The 19,318-nt window shown below is 65.8% G+C and carries 14 protein-coding genes, 1 tRNA gene and 1 rRNA gene; 5 read left to right on the top strand and 11 right to left on the bottom strand.

Annotated elements, in window-relative coordinates; translation table 11 throughout:
* Nucleotides 1-18: 18 nt before the first annotated feature.
* The 6 genes from selB to fdnG all read right to left on the bottom strand — a co-directional run bounded on the left by selB (nt 19) and on the right by fdnG (nt 9,221).
* Complete coding sequence (gene selB, locus F6X37_RS30075) at nt 19-1,932, bottom strand: selenocysteine-specific translation elongation factor (RefSeq protein ID WP_187613816.1); 1,914 nt, start codon at nt 1,930-1,932, stop codon at nt 19-21.
* Nucleotides 1,933-1,945: 13 nt separating this feature from the next.
* The gene (gene selA, locus F6X37_RS30070; protein WP_187613815.1) at nt 1,946-3,394 is read right to left on the bottom strand and encodes an L-seryl-tRNA(Sec) selenium transferase; all 1,449 of its coding nucleotides are present in this window, start codon (nt 3,392-3,394) and stop codon (nt 1,946-1,948) included.
* Between the two features lie 46 nt (nt 3,395-3,440).
* The gene (fdhE, locus tag F6X37_RS30065; protein WP_187613814.1) at nt 3,441-4,442 is read right to left on the bottom strand and encodes a formate dehydrogenase accessory protein FdhE; all 1,002 of its coding nucleotides are present in this window, start codon (nt 4,440-4,442) and stop codon (nt 3,441-3,443) included.
* Between the two features lie 124 nt (nt 4,443-4,566).
* Nucleotides 4,567-5,223, bottom strand: coding sequence for a formate dehydrogenase subunit gamma (locus tag F6X37_RS30060; protein WP_090808550.1), 657 nt, complete (start codon nt 5,221-5,223; stop codon nt 4,567-4,569).
* Nucleotides 5,220-6,143: a formate dehydrogenase subunit beta gene (gene fdxH / locus F6X37_RS30055; protein WP_090808548.1), complete on the bottom strand. Its 924-nt coding sequence runs from the start codon at nt 6,141-6,143 to the stop codon at nt 5,220-5,222. Before fdxH ends, F6X37_RS30060 begins: the two co-directional genes overlap by 4 nt.
* Nucleotides 6,144-6,152: 9 nt before the next feature.
* The gene (fdnG, locus tag F6X37_RS30050) at nt 6,153-9,221 is read right to left on the bottom strand and encodes a formate dehydrogenase-N subunit alpha (RefSeq protein WP_187613813.1); all 3,069 of its coding nucleotides are present in this window, start codon (nt 9,219-9,221) and stop codon (nt 6,153-6,155) included.
* Between the two features lie 413 nt (nt 9,222-9,634).
* Here fdnG and selD point away from each other — a divergent pair, with 413 nt between their 5' ends.
* The 4 genes from selD to F6X37_RS37255 all read left to right on the top strand — a co-directional run bounded on the left by selD (nt 9,635) and on the right by F6X37_RS37255 (nt 13,129).
* Nucleotides 9,635-10,693 carry a selenide, water dikinase SelD gene (gene selD / locus F6X37_RS30045; protein ID WP_187613812.1) on the top strand — a complete coding sequence of 353 codons (1,059 nt, stop codon included), beginning with the start codon at nt 9,635-9,637 and terminating at the stop codon, nt 10,691-10,693.
* A 116-nt stretch (nt 10,694-10,809) separates the two neighbouring features.
* The gene (mnmH, locus tag F6X37_RS30040; protein ID WP_187613811.1) at nt 10,810-11,877 is read left to right on the top strand and encodes a tRNA 2-selenouridine(34) synthase MnmH; all 1,068 of its coding nucleotides are present in this window, start codon (nt 10,810-10,812) and stop codon (nt 11,875-11,877) included.
* Nucleotides 11,878-11,902: 25 nt separating this feature from the next.
* Entirely contained in the window at nt 11,903-12,958 is a 1,056-nt protein-coding gene (locus F6X37_RS30035) for a permease (RefSeq protein ID WP_187613810.1), read from the top strand.
* 36 nt (nt 12,959-12,994) lie between these two features.
* Entirely contained in the window at nt 12,995-13,129 is a 135-nt protein-coding gene (locus tag F6X37_RS37255; RefSeq protein ID WP_143037237.1) for a hypothetical protein, read from the top strand.
* A gap of 76 nt (nt 13,130-13,205) precedes the next feature.
* Here F6X37_RS37255 and dhaL read toward each other — a convergent pair whose 3' ends face one another.
* From dhaL to F6X37_RS30015, 4 genes are all read right to left on the bottom strand, one after another.
* Nucleotides 13,206-14,909 carry a dihydroxyacetone kinase subunit DhaL gene (dhaL, locus tag F6X37_RS30030; protein WP_187613809.1) on the bottom strand — a complete coding sequence of 568 codons (1,704 nt, stop codon included), beginning with the start codon at nt 14,907-14,909 and terminating at the stop codon, nt 13,206-13,208.
* 285 nt (nt 14,910-15,194) lie between these two features.
* Nucleotides 15,195-15,271, bottom strand: a tRNA-Val gene (locus tag F6X37_RS30025).
* A 78-nt stretch (nt 15,272-15,349) separates the two neighbouring features.
* Nucleotides 15,350-16,840 (bottom strand): M81 family metallopeptidase, encoded by a 1,491-nt coding sequence (locus tag F6X37_RS30020; RefSeq protein WP_187613808.1) that lies wholly within the window; start codon nt 16,838-16,840, stop codon nt 15,350-15,352.
* Nucleotides 16,837-18,165: a Zn-dependent hydrolase gene (locus tag F6X37_RS30015; protein ID WP_187613807.1), complete on the bottom strand. Its 1,329-nt coding sequence runs from the start codon at nt 18,163-18,165 to the stop codon at nt 16,837-16,839. The genes F6X37_RS30020 and F6X37_RS30015 overlap by 4 nt, the downstream gene beginning before the upstream one ends.
* 395 nt (nt 18,166-18,560) lie before the next feature.
* Between F6X37_RS30015 and F6X37_RS30010 the strand changes: the two genes are divergently transcribed.
* Complete coding sequence (locus F6X37_RS30010) at nt 18,561-19,022, top strand: hypothetical protein (RefSeq protein ID WP_187613842.1); 462 nt, start codon at nt 18,561-18,563, stop codon at nt 19,020-19,022.
* Nucleotides 19,023-19,200: 178 nt separating this feature from the next.
* Here F6X37_RS30010 and rrf read toward each other — a convergent pair.
* Nucleotides 19,201-19,314: ribosomal RNA gene (gene rrf, locus F6X37_RS30005) — 5S ribosomal RNA — on the bottom strand.
* Between the last annotated feature and the right edge of the window lie 4 nt (nt 19,315-19,318).

The raw sequence follows: 19,318 nt of genomic DNA, 5'->3' as shown, positions 1-19,318 counted from the left end.
AACAGACCGCCAGCCAGATCAAGGCAGATCGAGCCAGCGGCTATCCGTGCGCACGAGGTGCAGGCCACGGTGGAAGCGAGTATACCCAACCCGGTCGAAGAACTCCAAAAGCTGGATCGCGCGTTTTCGGCCGAGCCCGGTCGCGTCGCGAAACGGCGCGGCCGCCACGGTGCCGCCGTTCTTGTGCGCCTCCGCCGCCGCGATCGACGTAAGTTCGCGAATCACCTTCTGGTGATAGAACAGGTCATGCACGACCTGGAACAGCTCGCCCTGACGCGCGAGCTTGCGCAGCAACTGACGCACGCGCTCCTCCGGCACACCGTGCGCGTTCGCGAGCTCGCGCACCCACGGCGGATCGAAACGCCCCGCCTCGATCTCGGGCAGCAGCGTCGCGGCAAGCGCCTGATCGGCGGCGTCGAGCGTCACGGCGTGGTCGGGCAAATGCAGCCACGGTCCGCGTCTGACGAGCTCGCCACGCGCCGCCGCATCGTCGACCAGCGCGCGCCACAGCGCGTCGTCGACCAGTGGCGCCGCGATGCGCCGCAAGCGCGACACGTCCGGGCCGAGTTCGTCGGGCGAGCGCTCGTGATATTGCGCGAGCGCATTCGTCAGGCGCCCCTCGAGCGTGTGCCATGTCGCGTCCGCGACCAGCAGCGCGTCATGGCCCGGCAGTTCGATCGTGCGTGTCGCGGCGGGCAACGCGAGCGCCGCCGCCGGCATCCCCGTGAGGCGCTCCAGCAACGCCCGCGACAAACCGTGCGGCGCGCGAGCGAACAGCGCGTCGAGTGAGCCGGTGTCGAGCAGCGACTGCATCGCGTCGAGCCAGCCGAAGCGTTCCGGCGAGCGCCGCTTGCGCGCCGGAGCGAACGCATCGAGCACGTGCCCGCCGCCCACCGTGCGATTGGCCTGAGCGTTACGCACGACGAAGCGATCGCCCGGCACCGTGCACAGCGGCAGCTCGAACACGAGTTGCACGCGCGCGCGCTGACCGGGCGCGAGCGTGTCGCCTTCGAGCAGCGCGACATGCGCAACCTGATGCTGCGTGCCGAGATGCACGTGCAGCGGCTCCCAATGTTCGAGCGCGTGCGGCGCGTCGGCGAGCAGCGTCAACGCGACGTCGATGCGCTCGCTCGCTTGCGACAGTCGCGGATCGACGATCCAGTCGCCGCGCTCGATCGCACTCTTCTCGATGCCCGCCAGATTCAGCGCGCAACGCTGGCCGGCGCGACCGGTTTCGGCGGGGCGATTCTGCGCGTGGATGCTGCGCACGCGCACCGATTCGTTTTTCGGCGCGAGCAGCATCGTGTCGCCGACGCTCACGCTGCCCGCCACCACGGTCCCGGTGACGATCGTGCCCTGCCCTGCGAGCGTGAACACGCGATCGACGGCGAGGCGGAACAGGCCGTCGTCGCGCTTCATGCGCCATGCGGCGGCCTGCTCGCGCAGATGCGCGTTCAGCGCGGCGACGCCCGCATCGCCCGCGCGCGTTGCGCAGGTATCGAATACCGGCGCGTCGCGCAGCACGCTGCCAGCGACGAACGCGCTCACTTCATCGCGCACTTCGCGCAGGCGCTCGTCGTCGACGCGATCCACTTTCGTCAACGCGATTGCGCCGCGCCGGATGCCGAGCAGTTCGACGATCGCCAGATGTTCGCGTGTTTGCGGCATCACGCCGTCATCGGCGGCGATTACGAGCAGCGCGAAGTCGATGCCGCTCGCGCCCGCGGTCATCGTATGCACGAGCTTTTCGTGGCCCGGCACGTCGATCAGACCGAGCACGTCGCCATTGTCGAGCGGCACGTACGCGTAGCCGAGCTCGATCGAAATGCCGCGCGCTTTTTCTTCCTTGAGCCGGTCCGTGTCGACGCCGGTGAGTGCCTTCACGAGGCTCGTTTTGCCGTGGTCGATATGCCCAGCAGTACCGACGATCATGCGTGCCCGTCCTTCAGTTGCTTTTCGGTTGCGCGATCAGCTGTGCGATCAATTGCGCTTCGTCGGCGGCTTCGAGGCAGCGCAGATCGAGCCGCAACGCGTCGTCCGCGATCCGGCCGAGCACCGGCCGCGCCATCTCGCGCAACTGCTTTTCGAGCGCGAGCAGATGACGGCCGCCGCGCTTGCCGTCGGTCATCCTGATGACGAGGCCATAGCTCGGCAGCACGTCGACGGGCAATGCGCCGCTGCCGATCTGGCTGAACATCGGCTCCGCGGCCACGGTGTAGCGCGCGTCGATCGCCTGCTGTAGCGCCGGTAACACGCGCTGCGCGGCGCCGTGAATATCTTCGGCGGGCCGCGTGAGGAGCCGTAGCGTGGTCAGCCGCTCCGTCAACTTCTCCGGCGCGCGATACAGCTGGAGCACAGGCTCCAACGCCGCGAGTGTCAGCTTGCCGACCCGCAGTGCGCGCTTCAGCGGATGCTTCTTGATCTTCGCGATCAGATCGCGCCGCCCGACGATCAACCCGGCCTGTGGGCCGCCGAGCAGCTTGTCGCCGCTGAACGTGACCAGATCGGCGCCGGCCGCGACGGTCTCGCGCACCGTCGGCTCGCGCGGCAAGCCCCATTCGGCGAGATCGACGAGCGTGCCGCTGCCGAGATCGACGGCGACCGCAAGCCCGCGCGCGTGCGCGAGCGGCGCGATCTCTTCGATGCCGACTTCCTTCGTGAAGCCACTGATCGCATAGTTGCTCGCGTGGACTTTCATCAGCAGCGCGGTACGCGCGTTGATCGCCTGTTCATAGTCCTTCAGATGGGTGCGGTTCGTCGTGCCGACTTCGCGCAGCTTCGCGCCCGCGCGGCTCATGATGTCGGGAATGCGAAACGCGCCGCCGATTTCGACGAGTTCGCCGCGCGACACCACCACTTCCTTCTTCGCCGCGAGCGCGGACAGCGTGAGCAGCACTGCGGCGGCGTTGTTGTTGACGATGGTCGCCGCTTCGGCGCCGGTCAGCTCGCAGATCAGATCGTCGATCAGATCGTCGCGGTCGCCGCGCGTGCCGGTGGCGAGATCGAACTCGAGGTTGGCCGGTTGCGTGAGCGCGCTCATCACCGCGCGCACCGACTCATCGGGCAGCAGCGCGCGGCCGAGGTTCGTGTGCAACACGGTGCCGGTCAGATTGAACACGCTGCGCAGCCGCGACGCGTTACGCGTGAGCAGCGCCGCGGCGACCGTCGCATGCAGTTGCGCGGTATCGAGCGCGCTCACCGCCGGGTTGGCCGCCGCATCGCCCGATTGCGCGCTGATGCGCCACGCATCGAGCGCGTCGCGCAGCGCGTTGAGTACCTGGGTGCGGCCGTATGCGCCGATGAGCGGCACGAACTCTTCCGACGCCAACACCTTGTCCACCGACGGCACGCGCGCCATCAGCGCGCGCAATGCCGAGCTGCTCACATCGCTCACGAGCGATCCTTATGTCGTTTTGAACTTGGCTCCGGTCAGGTCGCCGTCAGGCCGACTCCTCGCCCTCCGTTTCGGCCGCGCCGGCCGTCTGCTCCGGCCACAGCCATGGATGCGGCGACGCGCGCCGGTAACCTTCCGCGCCCATCAGCAGATCGAGCGTGAGGCTCGCGAGGTCGTCCGCGAATGGATCGAACTCGTAGTCCTTCGCCTGGATGCCGATCTTGCGGTAAGTATGGCATTCGTCGCACGACTCCGCCTTCAGCGCGGCGTTTTTCGATTCGGCTTCGCGCGCGGCTGCGTCGGCGTCGGGCGAGCCGGCTACCTGGTACGCGATGCCCTTCGTCGAATCGCAGTTCGAGCATTTGCTACGGACCATATGCCATTCGGTCGCGCACAATCCGCATTGCAGATAGCGATAGTTGTCGTACGCGCCGCCGATGCGCAGCGTGCTCGCCACCGGATGCGAGCCGCACACCGGGCACAGGCCCGGCGTGTCGAGGTACGGTACGGCGCGCTTGTCGATGTCGGCGGCGAGGTCGGTCCATACGACCTGCAGCGCGGCCATGATGAACGGCGCGCTCGCCGGCTCGACGTCGGCGAAGCGCTGCGCGAAGATCGCGTCGGCCTGCGCTTCGAGCGCGGCGACGTCGAGCGAGCGCAGGCGCGCGAACAACGCCACGAGCGGCGGCGTCAACGGGGGACCCGCCGCTTCGATCCTGTCGAGCAGTTGTAGCAGCACGTCGCGCCACGCCGGATCGCGCGCGCCGGACAGCGCCGGAATCAGCGGCATCGAATACTGCTGCGCGCTCGCGATCAGCTCGGGGCTCGGCGGCTGGGCCTTGAAGTGCGCGAGCACCGCCTGCTGCGCATCGGCGAGCGCCGCCATCAGCCGCAGGTAGCCGGCGATCGGATTGCCGCGCGAGGCGAGCTGACGCAGGCGCGCGGCGCGCGGCGCGAACACCGCGAGCCGCTCGGGCATGCGGATGCGGGGTATTGCCGAGGGATCGAGCGACTCGATGTCGGCGGCTTCGAGAATGCGTTGAGTCAAGATATCGACCTCTGAAAACTGAAGGGCCGCCGCCCGTCATCGACGAGGCGCGGCGGCCCGGCGCGAGGGGCGCTGCGTGCGGCGCATTGAAACATGCGCTGGGGCAGCGCCGATTGAGCATACTTTACTTGCCGATGATTTCCCTGAACCAGTTTGGATGATGCTTGCGCGCCCAGCCATAGGTAACGGTGCCGCGCGTCATCGCACCTATGGAGCCCTTGACCCACAGCGCCGCATAGATATGCACGATGATGCCGACGATCAGCAGGAATGCCGTCACGGCATGCACGAGCGCCGAGAGCCGGATCACACCAATCGGGAAATAGAACGAAAAGTAGCGCCGCCAGATCACGATGCCGCTCAGCAACAGCAGCAGCATACAGATCACCATCACGAAGAACAGCAGCTTCTGCCCGGCGTTGTACCTGCCGATTGCGGGCAGGCGTTCCTCGCGATTGTTCAGCACGTCGCCGATCTGCTTCATCCACTGGATATCCGCCTGGTCCAGATAGTTGTGATGCCAGAAGCGCAACGCAAGAATCAGGAACGAGATGAACATCACGCAGCCGATGAACGGGTGCAGAATCCGCGTCCACTGCCCGCCGCCGAGTACCACGTACAGAAACGCCATCGACGGATGGAACAGCGCGAGACCGGACAGCGCAAGCAGGATGAAACAGATCGCGGTGATCCAATGATTCGTGCGCTCGTTCGGCGTATAGCGCACGATCAGTCGGTTGCCCTTTACGTCCGTGAAGTCGGTGTGCTCAGAGTGGTTCATTGCCTACCCTCCCGCGAACGGCGTGCTTCTTCGGCTTCCTTGACGGCTGCGGCTTCGTCGGCCTCGGACACCTCGTTCGGGCCGACGCGCGTGTAGTGGAAGAAGCCCGCGAGCGCGGCGATCCCCATAATGGCGAGCCCGATCGGCTTGGCGATGCCCTTCCACAACGAGACCAGCGGACTGATACGCGGATCGTCCGGCAGGCCGTGATACAGCGAGGGCCGGTCGGCGTGGTGCAACACGTACATCACATGCGTGCCGCCGACCTTGTCCGGGTTATACAGGCCAGCGTTCTGAAAACCGCGCTCCTTCAGATCGACGATGCGGTCCTCGGCCTGCTGCTTCATGTCCTCCTTGGTGCCGAACATGATCGCGCCGGTCGGGCAGGTCTTCACGCACGCCGGCTCCTGGCCGACCGCCACACGATCCGAACACAGCGTGCACTTGTATACGCGGTGATCCTTCTTCGACATACGCGGGATGTCGAACGGGCAGCCGGCGATGCAGAAGCCGCAGCCGATGCAGTTCTCCTGGTGGAAATCCACGATGCCGTTCGTGTACTGCACGATCGCGCCCGGCGCCGGACAGGCCTTCAGACAGCCCGGGTCCTCGCAGTGCATGCAGCCGTCCTTGCGGATCAGCCATTCGATATCGCCGGCGGAATTCTCGTACTCGGCAAACCGCATGACGGTCCACGAATGCTCGGTGAGATCGGGCGGGTTGTCGTAGACGCCCACGTTCACGCCGATCTCGTCGCGCAGATCGTTCCACTCCATGCAAGCCGTCTGACACGCCTTGCAGCCGATGCACTTCGACACGTCAATGAGCTTCGCGACCGTGCCCGTGGCCGGCTCGCGAATCACCGGCGGCTGCGTGGTGGTGGCCGAAACGCGTCTGATGTCCAGTGATTGCAGTGCCATCTCTTTTCCTTATGCCTTTTCGACCTTGACGAGGAACGACTTGAATTCCGGTGTCTGCGAATTCCCGTCGCCCACCGGGGGCGTCAGCGTATTGATGAGATAGCCCGGCCTCGCGAGCCCTTTGAAGCCCCAATGGAGCGGCAGCCCGACGGTCTGCACCTTCTTGCCTTCGATCATCAGCGGTTTGATCCGCTTCGTCACGACCGCGACGGCAACCAGGTGCCCGCGGTTCGAGCTCACCTTGACCCGGTCGCCGGCTACCACGCCGATCTCCTTCGCGAGGTCTTCGCCAATCTCGACGAACTGCTCGGGCTGGATGATCGCGTTCAGACGCGCGTGTTTGGTCCAGTAGTGGAAATGCTCGGTCAGACGATAGGTGGTCGCCGTATGCGGGAAGTTCTCGTGCGTGCCGAACGTGGCCATGTCGTCCGGGAACACGCGCGCCGCAGGATTGCTGACGACCAACTTGTTGTCCGGATGCAGCGGGTTGTAGCCGAGCGGCGTTTCGAACGGCTCGTAGTGCTCGGGGAATGGCCCTTCCACCATAGCTTCGCGCGCGAAGAAGCAAGCCACGCCTTCCGGATTCATGATGAACGGATTCATGCCGTCTTCGGGCGGCTCGTCGACCTTGAAGTCCGGAATGTCGGCGCCCGACCATCTGCTGCCGTTCCACGCGATCAGCTTGCGCGTCGGATCGAACGGCTTGCCGCTGAGGTCGCACGACGCGCGGTTGTACAGAACCCGCCGGTTCACCGGCCATGCCCAGGCCCAGTTCAGCGTGTTGCCGATGCCGGTCGGGTCCGAGTTGTCGCGGCGGCCCATCTGGTTGCCCGCCTGGGTCCACGCGCCGCAGAAGATCCAGCAGCCGCTCGAGGTCGAGCCGTCGTCGCGCAGCAGCGCGAAACTCGCGAGCTGCTCGCCCTTCTTCGCGAGCACCTTGGTCGTGTCCTTCGGATCGGTGACGTCCGCGAGCGCCTTGCCGTTGTACTCCATCGCGAGTTCTTCGGGCGTCGGGCTTTCCGGGTTCGCATACGGCCAGCTCATGTTCAGGATCGGATCGGGATACTTGCCGCCGTCCTTGCGATAAGCGTCGCGAATACGCAGCCACAGCCCCGCCATGATATCGAGGTCGCTCTTCGCTTCGCCGGGACCGTCCGCGCCCTGCCAATGCCACTGCAGCACCCGGCTCGAACTAACGAGCGAGCCGCGTTCCTCGGCGAAGCAGGTGGTCGGTAGACGAAACACCTCGGTCTGGATCGAGCCGCTGTCGACGTCGTTGAACGGGCCGTAGTTCTTCCAGAACTCCGACGTTTCGGTCGCGAGCGGATCCATGATCACGAGCCACTTCAGCTTGGCCAGCGCCGCGCCGTTCTTCGCCTTGAACGGCGCGGCGGCAAGCGGATTGAAGCCCTGCGCGATGTAGCCGGTCATTTTGCCCTGATTCATCAGCTCGAAGACCTGCAGCAGGTCGTAGGACTTGTCGAGCTTCGGCAGATAGTCGAAAGCGAAGTTGTTGTCGGCGGTCGCCTTGTCGCCCCACCACGATTTCATGAAGCTCACGTGGAACGCGCGATAGTTGCGCCAGTAGCTCAACTGGTTCGGCCGCAGCGGCTGTTTGGCGCGCGTCGCGATGTAGGCGTCGAAGTCCTGCTCCGCTTCCATGGGCAGCGTCATGTAGCCCGGCAGCAGGTTCGACATCAGGCCGAGATCCGTCAGGCCCTGGATGTTCGAATGGCCGCGCAGCGCGTTCATGCCGCCGCCCGCGATGCCGATGTTGCCGAGCAGCAGCTGCACCATCGCGCCGGTGCGGATGATCTGCGAGCCGACCGAGTGATGCGTCCAGCCGAGCGCGTACATGATCGTGGCCGCGCGGTTCGGCACCGACGTCGACGCGAGCATCTCGCACACGTGCTGGAACTTCTCCTTCGGCACGCCGCAGATTTTCTCGACCTGCTCGGGCGTGTAGCGCGAGTAGTGCTGCTTCATCAGCTGATAGACGCAGCGCGGGTCCTGCAGCGTCGGATCGACCTTGGCGAAGCCGTCGTCGCCGCGCTCGTAGTCCCACGAGGTCTTGTCGTAGCTGCGCGTGTCGGCGTGGTAGCCGGAAAACAGGCCGTCCTTGAACGCGAAATCCTCGCGCACGATGAACGGCACGTCCGTGTAGTTCTTCACGTACTCGTGCTGGATCTTGTCGTTCGTCAGCAGGTAGTTGATCACCCCGCCGAGGAACGCAATGTCCGTACCGGTGCGGATCTGCACGAAGTAGTCCGCGACCGACGCCGTACGCGTAAAGCGCGGGTCGACCACGATCAGACGCGCCTTGCGGTGCGCCTTGGCTTCGGTGACCCATTTGAAACCGCATGGGTGTGCCTCGGCCGCATTGCCGCCCATCACGAGAATCACGTCCGCGTTTCTGATGTCGACCCAATGGTTCGTCATCGCTCCACGGCCAAACGTCGGGGCAAGACCTGCCACCGTCGGGCCATGTCAGACACGCGCCTGATTGTCGAATCCGAGCATGCCAAGACTGCGAACAGTCTTGTGCGTCAGATAACCCACCTCGTTGCTGCCGGCCGATGCCGCGAGCATGCCGGTAGTCAGCCAGCGGTTGACCTTCTTGCCGTCCGCGTTCGTCTCGACGAAGTTCGCGTCGCGGTCTTCCTTCATCAGCTTCGCGATGCGGTCTAGCGCGTCTTCCCACGAGATGCGCTTCCACTCGTTCGCCCCGGCCGCGCGGTACTCGGGATAGCGCAGACGGCTCGAGCTATGGATGAAGTCGATCAGGCTCGCGCCCTTCGGGCACAGCGTGCCGCGATTGACCGGATGGTCGGGGTCGCCCTCGATGTGGAAGATGCTCGTCTTCACATTCTTGGCCTCGTCGCCAAGACCGTACATCAGGATGCCGCAGCCCACCGAACAGTACGGGCAGGTGTTGCGGGTTTCAGTCGCACGCGACAATTTGTACTGACGGACTTCGGCCAGCGCGGGTGTCGGCGAGAAGCCCATCAGGGCCAGGCTCGATCCGGCAAGTGTCGTGGCAGAGACCTTCAGGAATTGTCGCCGAGTCATTTGCGTCATTGCATGGCCTCGGCTCTTTTGGGGACAAAATTGATTATAGATGCCGTTTCGCGACATGCATCGTAGTGCATTCGCCACCCCTGTAGATGGGACATGCGAAAGTCACTTGAAAGGGCGGCACCCTGCTGGCACGATTTATTCCCGCTGTTGGGCACCGTTCATGCTGCATCCGCGAATAGTGACTCCCACTGACCTCATCGGCGGACCATTGCGCTCCTATGAACTACCCGGGCGCCGCGGAATTGCGTTGTAGCGTAAAGAATTCGTTTCATCGCGCGTACATGCCGCCTGCTCGGCAAAACGGGGTTCGAAACGGGTTCGGCATAGAGCCGGTTTGCGCCCGTGCCGACGCTGCACAGTGTGAAAACAACCCTCATAATGCGGTCATTCGACGAACCCCAACTCTCGCCCCCATGACCCAAGTCCAAGCAAGCCAGTCGCCCCGCCTGACGAGCCTGTCGCACGGCGGCGGCTGCGGCTGCAAGATCGCGCCCGGCCTGCTCGCCGATCTGCTCAAGCGCAGCGCGCCGCTGCCATTCTTCCCCGACCTGCTGGTCGGCAACGACACCGCCGACGACGCCGCCGTCTACAAGCTCAACGAAGACCAGGCGATCGTCGCGACCACCGATTTCTTCATGCCGATCGTCGACGATCCATTCGACTTCGGCCGCATCGCCGCGACCAACGCGATCTCCGACGTCTACGCGATGGGCGGCAAGCCGATCATGGCGCTCGCGATCGTCGGCATGCCGATCAACGTGCTGCCGCACGACGTGATCGCGGCCGTGCTGAAAGGCGGCGAATCGGTCTGCGCGGAAGCAGGCATCCCGCTCGCGGGCGGCCATTCGATCGATTCCGTCGAGCCGATTTACGGCCTCGTCGCGCTGGGCATCGTCGATCCGAAGCGCGTCAAGCGCAACGCGGGCGGCCAGGCCGGCGACGTGCTGATCCTCGGCAAGCCACTCGGCGTCGGGATTCTGTCCGCGGCACTGAAGAAAGACCGGCTCGACGAGGCCGGCTACGCGGCAATGATCGGCGCGACCACCAAGCTGAACCGGCCGGGCGCCGAGCTGGCGCGGCTCGACGGCGTGCATGCGCTGACCGACATCACCGGCTTCGGCCTGCTCGGCCACACGCTGGAACTCGCACGCGGCTCGAAGCTGACCGCGCGCGTGCGCTACGCGGACCTGCCGTGGCTGCCGAACGTCGCGAGCCTCGCGCAAGCAGGCATTTTCACCGGCGCATCGGGCCGCAACTGGGATGCCTACGGCCACGACGTGGTGCTGCCCGCCACCTTGCCGTCCGCCGGCCGCGCGTTGTTGACCGATCCGCAGACGTCGGGCGGGCTGCTGGTGTCGTGCTCGCCCGAAGCGGTAGACGAAGTGCTCGCGCTGTTCCGCGCCGATGGCTTTGCCGACGCACGGGTGATCGGCGAGCTGGTGAGCGGCGAAGCGCGGGTCGAAGTCATCTGAGGTAGGCGGCCGAAGGACGTCACTGGAGAACCCGGGAAGGACGCATATAACCGGCCCGAACGAGCCGCCCATGCGATAATTTCGGTCTTCCCGCGGTCCGTTTTGTCCCTACTCCCTTGAAAAGTCTTCTAGTCAGCCTCGACAAAGCCGGCGATTTCGATGAAATCGTCGACGTTCGCACTCCGCTCGAGTTCGAGGAAGACCATATTCCGGGCGCGACCAACGCGCCAGTGCTGAGCAACGAGGAACGCGTGCTGGTCGGCACGACCTACACGCAGGTGTCGCCGTTCGAGGGCACGCGGCTCGGCGCGGCGTTAGTCGCGCGCAACATCGCGCATCATCTGGAAACCACGTTCGCCGACCGGCCGCGCAACTGGCGCCCGCTGATTTACTGCTGGCGCGGCGGCAAGCGTTCGGGCTCGGTCACGACGCTGTTCAACATGATCGGCTGGTCGGCGCGGCAACTCGACGGCGGCTACAAGAGCTACCGGCGCGCCACGCTGGAGAGGCTCGAAACCCTGCCGCGTCGTTTCAGCTATATCGCGCTCGTGGGCCCGACCGGCAGCGGCAAGACGCGGCTGCTGTCGGCGCTGCATGAGGCCGGCGCGCAAACGCTCGACCTCGAGGCGCTCGCCGCGCATCGCGGCTCGTTGCTCGGCGCGTATGCGGGCGTGGCGCAGCCGTCGCAAAAGCGTTTCGACACGCTGCTCGTCAGCGCGCTGCGCGACTTCGACGTGAATCGGCCGGTGTTCGTCGAGGCGGAAAGCCGGCGTATTGGCTCCGTCACGCTGCCGCTCGCGCTGCTCGAAACGTTTCATCGCGGCGCGTGCGTCGAGGTGCACTCGAGCAGCGAGGACCGCGCGGCGTTTCTGTTGCAGGATTACGCACATCTGTTCGAGCATCCCGATTACTTCAAGGGACAGCTGGAACGGTTGATCGGTCTGCACAGCCGCGAGCGGGTCACGGGCTGGCTGCGGCTCGTCGACGAGAACCGGCGCGCCGAGCTCGCGCGCGAACTGATCGAACGGCACTACGATCCCGCATACGCGCGCAGCAGCGGCCAGCATTTCGAGCAGTTGCCCAACTCGCTGCAACTCGATTTCCGCCCGAACGACGCCGACATCGTCGAGCAGGCGAAAACGCTGCTCGCGCAGCTCGATACCCGCACGCTAGTCGTCGGTTGATCCACAACGACATTCAATAACCATCATGCAATCAACCCTTCGGCAACCCCGCGTCACGCTTGGCTGGATCGTGTTCCTGCTGATCGCCGTCGTCGGCCTCTTCTATGTGAAGTGGTTTCCGTACTACAACCGCGCGTTCGTCGCCGCGAGCCAGCATTCGATCGGCAAGTCGATCCTGATGGGCACGTCCGCGAGCGCGCCGGCGGCCTCATGGCAGGCCGCGATCGACTTCGCGCTCGCTTACGGCAAGGCAATCTGGCAGGCGATGGTGCTCGGCCTGCTGCTCGGCTCCGCGGTACAGGCGCTGATTCCACCGCAATGGGTCGCGCGCACGCTCGGCCGTGCCGACTTCAACAGCGTCGTCAAAGGCGGCCTGATGTCGTTGCCGGGCATGATGTGCACCTGCTGCGCGGCGCCGGTCGTCGCGGGCCTGCGCGCGCGTGAAGCGGCGCCGGGCGCGGCGATTGCTTTTTGGCTCGGTAATACCGCGCTGAATCCCGCTACGCTGATCTTCATGGGCTTCGTGCTCGGCTGGCAGTGGATGGGCCTGCGCCTCGCGCTCGGCATCGTGATGGTGCTCGGCCTTGGCTACGTCGTGAACCGCATGGTCACGCCGCAGGAAGCGCAAGCGTCGCGAGAGGCCGTCGCGCAACTGGTCAGCGCCGACGATCCAGGCACCGCGTTCTCGCGCTGGATCACGATTCTGGGGCGCATGACGCTGCGGCTCGTGCCGGAATACATCGCGCTCGTGCTGATTCTCGGCGCGGCGCGCGCGTGGCTGTTTCCGCACATCGGCCCGGACGTCGACAACAGCCTGCTGTGGATCATCGCGCTGTCGATCGCCGGCACGCTGTTCGTGATTCCGACCGCGGGTGAAGTGCCGATCATTCAGGCTATGCTGTCGTTCGGCATGGCCGCCGGCCCCGCCGGCGCGCTGCTGATGACGCTGCCGCTCGTCAGCGTGCCGTCGCTCGCGATGCTCGCGCGGTCGTTTCCGCGGCGCGTGCTGACGGTGGTGACCTGTGCAGTGGTGGTGGGCGGTGTCGTCAGTGGACTGCTGGCCGTTACGCTGGGCTTCTGAGTCGGTTTTTGAGTTCGAGTCGTAGAAGAAGGAAGCATGAAACGTATTGCCGCATTCGCTGTCACGTGTTGGTCCGCTGCCGGGCTGCTGTACCTCGGACAGCACTCGGTGGCGCTGATCGCACTGAGCGGCGTCGTGGCGTTCGCGGGGTTCGATCTGCTGCGGCCGTGACGGCGGCGTAGTTTTTCCCTGCTGCGAAAGTGCGCTCGTCCCTTGCGTTCGCCGTATCGTTCGCGTCCGCCTGCGCCTAACCGGGAAGCGCGTCGCGAATCGCCGCGAGCCACAACGCGACCGCATGCGCGCCCGGATCCATATGACCGAGCGCGCGCTCGCCGACATAGCTCGAACGCCCGCGCCGCGGATGCATCGATGCGGTACGAGACGTGCCGTCGCATGCCGCAGCGACGGTGGCCTGCAATGCGGCATCCGTCGACGCTCCTTGAGCGAGTGCGTCGTGCAGCGCGTCGGCAGCGGGCCTCAGCGCATCGACCATCGTCCGATCGCCCGGCCGCGCGCCCCCCAGTTCCATCAACCCATCGACACCGGCGCTGAACGCCGTCGCCCATTGCCGTGCGGTGGTCCCGCCCGACTGTTCGAGCGCGGCCGCCGCGCGCAGCAGCATCACCGCGTACAGCGGACCCGACGTGCCGCCCACCACGCGCCGCAGCGTCGCCGACATGCCGCGCAATACCGCGCCCGGGGTGGTTGCGCACGCGTAGGAATCGAGCTCGAGCTGCACCGCGCGTGCGCCGCGCGCGAGGCTGATGCCGAGGTCGCCGTCGCCGACGCGCTGGTCCATTTCGGTCAATGTCGGCTCGGCTGCCAGCAGGCACTCGCAGACCGCTTCGAGCGCGCGCCGCAGCGTCGCGTCACGCGCGAGCGTCGCGCCGCTCGCGCTTTGCGGCGCGGGTGGCGCCGCACGCACCGCGACCTGCGCGACGCGGCCGCTCAACGCAGGCCATGCGCTCGTCTGTGAGGCGGCGTCGAGCAGGCTCAGCCGTTCGTCATCGATACGCAGCAGCGTCAGCGAGACGCCGGCCATTTCGAGCGCGCTCAGGAACGTGCCGGCCCACGCGCGCGCGACTTCGATGCCGCGCCCGGCAAGCTCGCGCAGCGCGGCACCAGCCACCACGTTGAGTTCGCTCGGCGGCGTGCCACCCAGATTGTTGACGAGCAGCGCGACGCGCTCGCCCGCCTGCAACGCGAGATCGTCGACGATCTTTGCAAGCAGCTTGCCGACGATCGCGTCGGCCGGCTCCAGCGCGCCGCGCGCCACGCCGGCTTCGCCATGAATGCCGAGGCCCCATTCGATTTCGCCATCGCCCAGCGCGAAGCCCGGCTTGCCCGCGGCCGGCACCGTGCACGGCGTCAGCGCGACGCCCATCGTGCCGAGCGACGCGGCCGCTTCCCGAGCGAGCCGCGCGACCTCGGCCAACGGCAAACCGCGCGCGGCCGCCGCGCCCGCGATCTTGTGAACCAACACTGTGCCCGCGAGTCCGCGACGGCCCGCGTGATCGCCGCTCGCGCTCAGCGCGACGTCGTCGGCGACGATCATCATCTCAACGAGGATGCCCTCGGCGCGCGCGATTTCGGCCGCGAGGCCGAAGTTGAAGCGGTCGCCCGTGTAGTTCTTGACGATCAGCAACGCGCCAGCGGGGCCGGCCACCGCGCGTATCGCGTCGAGCACGGCGTCGGTGGAGGGCGAGGTGAAGACCTCGCCGGCCACCGCCGCGCTCAGCATGCCGTGGCCCACATAGCCGCCGTGCGCGGGCTCGTGGCCCGAGCCGCCGCCCGAGATCAGCGCGACCTCGCCGCGCGCGGCCACGGCCTGGGCATCGGCGCGCAAGACGATCGTGCCGCCTTGCAACAGCGAGAGTTGGGGATTGAGCGCGATGAGCCCGTCGAGCATCTCGGGGACCACGGTGGACACATCGTTGATGAGCTTCTTCATTGCGTCAGCTCCGTTGGATGCTGGCGGCATCGCATGATCGAAGATGCGATGGGAACGGCAGTCGGGTCGGCGGCGAAAGCGGAAGGTCTAACTGTACCGCGCATTGTCGAACGACGACGCAACGGCGAGAGCGCGCGCGTGAACGTGCATGAGCTTCGGGCCACGAGCGGACAACAACAACGAAGGGGACGTGATGCCGAACGGCGAAACTGAGGGAACGACTGGATCGATTTGACAGGACCGTAGACGAAAGCGGAACCGCTTTCGTCTACGTCACAGATGCGTTGGTAGGCTCGATTGGATTCGAACCAACGACCCCCACCATGTCAAGGTGGTGCTCTAACCAACTGAGCTACGAGCCTTTAGAGGCGCGAATTATAGAGACTCAATGCGGACTGCACAAGCCCTTGCCGCGACTTATCGAAACGCATGCATGTTGATCAGTTCGTCGCGGTCCATTCGGTGTGAGGGTCCAATGGATAAACCGGCCGCTTCACGTGCTCGAAGCTGAACAGACCATAGTCCGAACTCGTGACGCCGCGGCTATCGCATTCGACGAGTGCCTCCGCGATCGGCACGAAAACCGGCCGGCAATACATGCGTGATTTGAGCAGCAGAAAACGCGCGCGGCGCGGATCGATGCCGACGCTCTCGAACACGCCGAGATCCCACGGCTCATGCGTTCGTTCGGTCACGACGAGTTTCACCGTGCCGGTGTCGAGCACTGCCGCGCGCCCCATGTACGCGCGCTGGCCGGTGTAGGTCGGGCCGCTGATCACGTATTCGCCGTCGGTCAGCGCGCGCACGACGCCGGTCAGGGCAAGCGGCGAACGCGAGGGCAATGCATCGTTTGTGAGCTTGTTGCCGATCGCGAGCGTGACCGTGCTACCGACGCCCGAGGCCGCCAGGGCCGCGACCGCCTGCGGATCGCACAACGGCCCGCTGACGATGCCTTCGAGGCCCTGCCTCAACGCTTCCTCGAGCAAATCCATCGTGTCGCACGTGCCGCCCGACATGCAGTTGTCGCCGTGATCGAGCATTAGCACCGGTTTATCGGCGGCGCGTGCCAGCGACGCCGCCCGCTCGACCGATTCGGCAAGCGGCGCGCTGCGATAGACGAAATCGTCGCGCTCGTCCCAGATCTGCCGCGCGATGCGCTCGGCGACCGCCTCCGCATCCGCGCGCTCGCCATTGCCCACGACGACGACGCTAATGCATGGCGCTTCGATATCGGCGAGCGAGAAGCCCGCCAGCACCGACACCGCGAGCATGCCGTCGGCCTCGGCGGCGCGCGCGGCATCGAGCGCGCGTTTCATCGCGCCGTCAACGCTCGCGCTGCGCAGCGTGTGCGTGAGCAGCGGCGGCTGACGCCACGCGATCACCGGCTTCGCGTGGCCCTCGATCATGTCGAACAGCAAGCGCGCTGCATGTGCGCCAGTCTCGTACATGTCGACGTGCGGATAGGTCTTGAAGCTGACGATGACGTCGGCGTTGTCGATCATTTTTTGCGTGACGTTGCCATGCAGATCGAGCGCGACCGCGATCGGCGCGTGCGGCAGCGACGCACGCACGCGCCCGAGCAGATCGCCTTCACCGTCGGTCGAGTTCTCGGCGACCATCGCGCCGTGCAGATCGAGCATCACCGCGTCGCAGCCCGTAGCGGCTGCCACGATCGCGTCGCAGATCGTATCGTAGGCGGCGGCGTCGACCGGCCCGCTCGGATTCGCCATGGCGGAGATCGGCGTCACGATTTCGGCATGCACGCGCTCGGCGGCGTCGATGAACGCGGCCATCGCGGTTTGCATGCCCTTGTTTTCGTCGAACGCGGCGCGGCCGTAGCTCGGACCGTTGCGGCCGAATGCGGCCAGCGGGGTCTCTACTGGCGAGAACGTGTTGGTCTCGTGGTTCATTCGTGCGATCAGGATCTTCATGCGCGCATGCTCCCCGTTCTCGACGCCGCGCTCGGCATCACCTGCAGCAGCATATTGCAGCCGGCTTCCAGATGATCGGCGCGCGCGTCCTCGATTTCGTTGTGGCTCATGCCGTCCTTGCAGGGAACGAAGATCATCTCGCTGGGTGCGCCGCGCGCGCGATAGGCGGCGTCGTGGCCCGCGCCGCTGATCACGTCCATCGACGACACACCGAGCCGCTCCGCGCTCTGCCTGACCTCGGCGATCCATTGCGCGGCGAATCGCTGCGGCGGGAAGTAGACGACCTGCTCGATGTCGATAGTGATGGGGGCGTCCAAGCTGCTGCTCGCGCGGGTGGCGGCGGCGTTGGTGGCGGCGTTGCCCCCATTGCTGCCCGCCTGCGCGCACGCTGCACGCCATGCGAGGTCCATCGCAGTGAGCGATGCGTCATCGGCTGCGCGCAGGTCGACGCTGAATTTCACGCGGCCCGAAATGACGTTGCGCGAGTTTGAATGCACGTCGAGCCAGCCGACCGTGCTACGGCCATGCGGCGCGTGATCGAGTGCGATACGGTTCACCGCATGGATCGGATCCGCGGCGACGAGTAGCGCGTCGCGGCGCAGCGCCATCGGCCCCGCGTGCGCTTCCATGCCGTGCGCGGTCAGGTCGTACCAGCGCTGCCCGAGCGCGCCCTGCACGACGCCGATGACCTTGTCGTGCGCTTCGAGCACGGACCCCTGTTCGATATGCACCTCGAAATATGCGCCGACAGCGTGCGACTTGCGATGCTCGCCGGCATAGCCGATCGCCGCTAGCGCGTGGCGCACCGCTACGCCGTCGCGATCGCGTTGCGCTAGCGCGTGCTCGAGCGTGAATGCGCCGGCGAACACGCCGGACCCCATCACCACCGGCAAGAATCGCGAGCCCTCCTCGTTGGTCCACATGGCAACCTCGAGCGGCGCGATGGTCTGCACGTTGGCCTCGGCCAGCGGGCGCAGCACCTCCAGCCCTGCCAGCACACCATAATTGCCGTCGAATTTGCCGCCGGTCGGCTGCGTGTCGAGATGGCTGCCCGTCATTATGGGCGGCAGATCGTCACGCAGCCGCGTCCTCCGCGCGAAAATATTGCCGATCGCGTCGACCGGCACCGTGCGGCCGATCTCCTTCGTCCACGCGATGAACTGATCGCGTGCCTCACGGTCGAGTTCGGTCAGTGCTGGACGGCAGACACCGCGTTTGTCGGTCGCGCCGATCCGCGCGAGCTGCATGAGACAGTCCCACAGCCGCGCGCCGTCGATCCGCAAATCGGCGGGCGTCGAGACAACGTTGGATGAATGAGCCTGCATCGATGCATCTCGGGTCGAAGACAGCTGGATGGCGCTTGCCGGCGGGAGTTGCTCCGTTCCGGCTTGCTGGCCGAGGTTGTTCCAATCGTCATGATAGAGAGGTTTCGCCGAGGTAGATGGCCGGACGCGCGCGAGGTGGCAATGCGGCGCGACGCCTTTCCGTGGGCAAGCATAGGAAGCAAAGCCGCTGGATTCGTGGGGAGTGAACGGCGCATCTCGGGCGATGTAGGTGCCAATTCGCTCGACGACGGACGCCGCGACGTGCCGGCAATCTGCGCGCAAGTGGCCGCCAGCAAACGTTTTCGTCGAAGGAAGCGGCTAAAACGCAATGAAGGCTCAACCTTTTGCGAAGCGCGCCGTTATTGCATGTGCTCAGGCAAACCCCTCGGATCTCCATGGCACAACCAATTCCTTTCCGCAACACTGGCGCCGCCCGCGCGCGGCATGCCAAAGCCATGCTGTTGCCCATCGCGCGCCAGATCGCCGACGATCTCGCGTTGCGAGTTCATCTGTCGCTCGACGCACTGCGCCGCGGCCTCGGTACGAAGAGCGATGCGCAGACGGTCACACAGATCATGCTGTTGACCAGCTACCTCGCTGATGCCGGCTTTGGCTCGATGAGCCACGAAGAGCTCCACGCCGCGGACCGCGCCTCGGCGATGATGTTCGATGGAGGTCGGGAACGCAACGAATGGAAACTTGACGAAGCGGGATTCGCGCTCTTTGCATCGATCGCAACGAGCTACGATCGGCAGCTGCATCGCGCTCCGCTTTGGGCGATTACGGAGGCCAGCGAAAGACTCGACCGCTTTATCGCAGGGGGATCCGATCGAGCGCCGGCGCGTAAGCGGGCTTAGCGTGTTTGGAGGAGCTGCTGACCGGCCGAGCCAGAAGGACACGGATTTTGGACGACCGCGTCGGAAGTCGCCGGATTACGCGGATGCGTTGCGGATCGGAAAGTAGTGAAGCGCGCAAAGTCGGCCGCGTAAACGCAAAAACCCCACCGCGGCGGGTGGGGTTTCTGACCTGGGGGGAGCCTGACGATTACCTACTTTCACACGGGCAATCCGCACTATCATCGGCGTGGAGTCGTTTCACGGTCCTGTTCGGGATGGGAAGGGGTGGGGCCGACTCGCTATGGTCATCAGGCATG

Origin of the sequence: Paraburkholderia sp. 31.1 (assembly GCF_014397645.1) — a bacterium.
In the GTDB taxonomy this organism is placed as follows: Bacteria; Pseudomonadota; Gammaproteobacteria; order Burkholderiales; family Burkholderiaceae; genus Paraburkholderia; species Paraburkholderia tuberum.
This window is presented reverse-complemented; position numbering and strand designations above follow the sequence as displayed.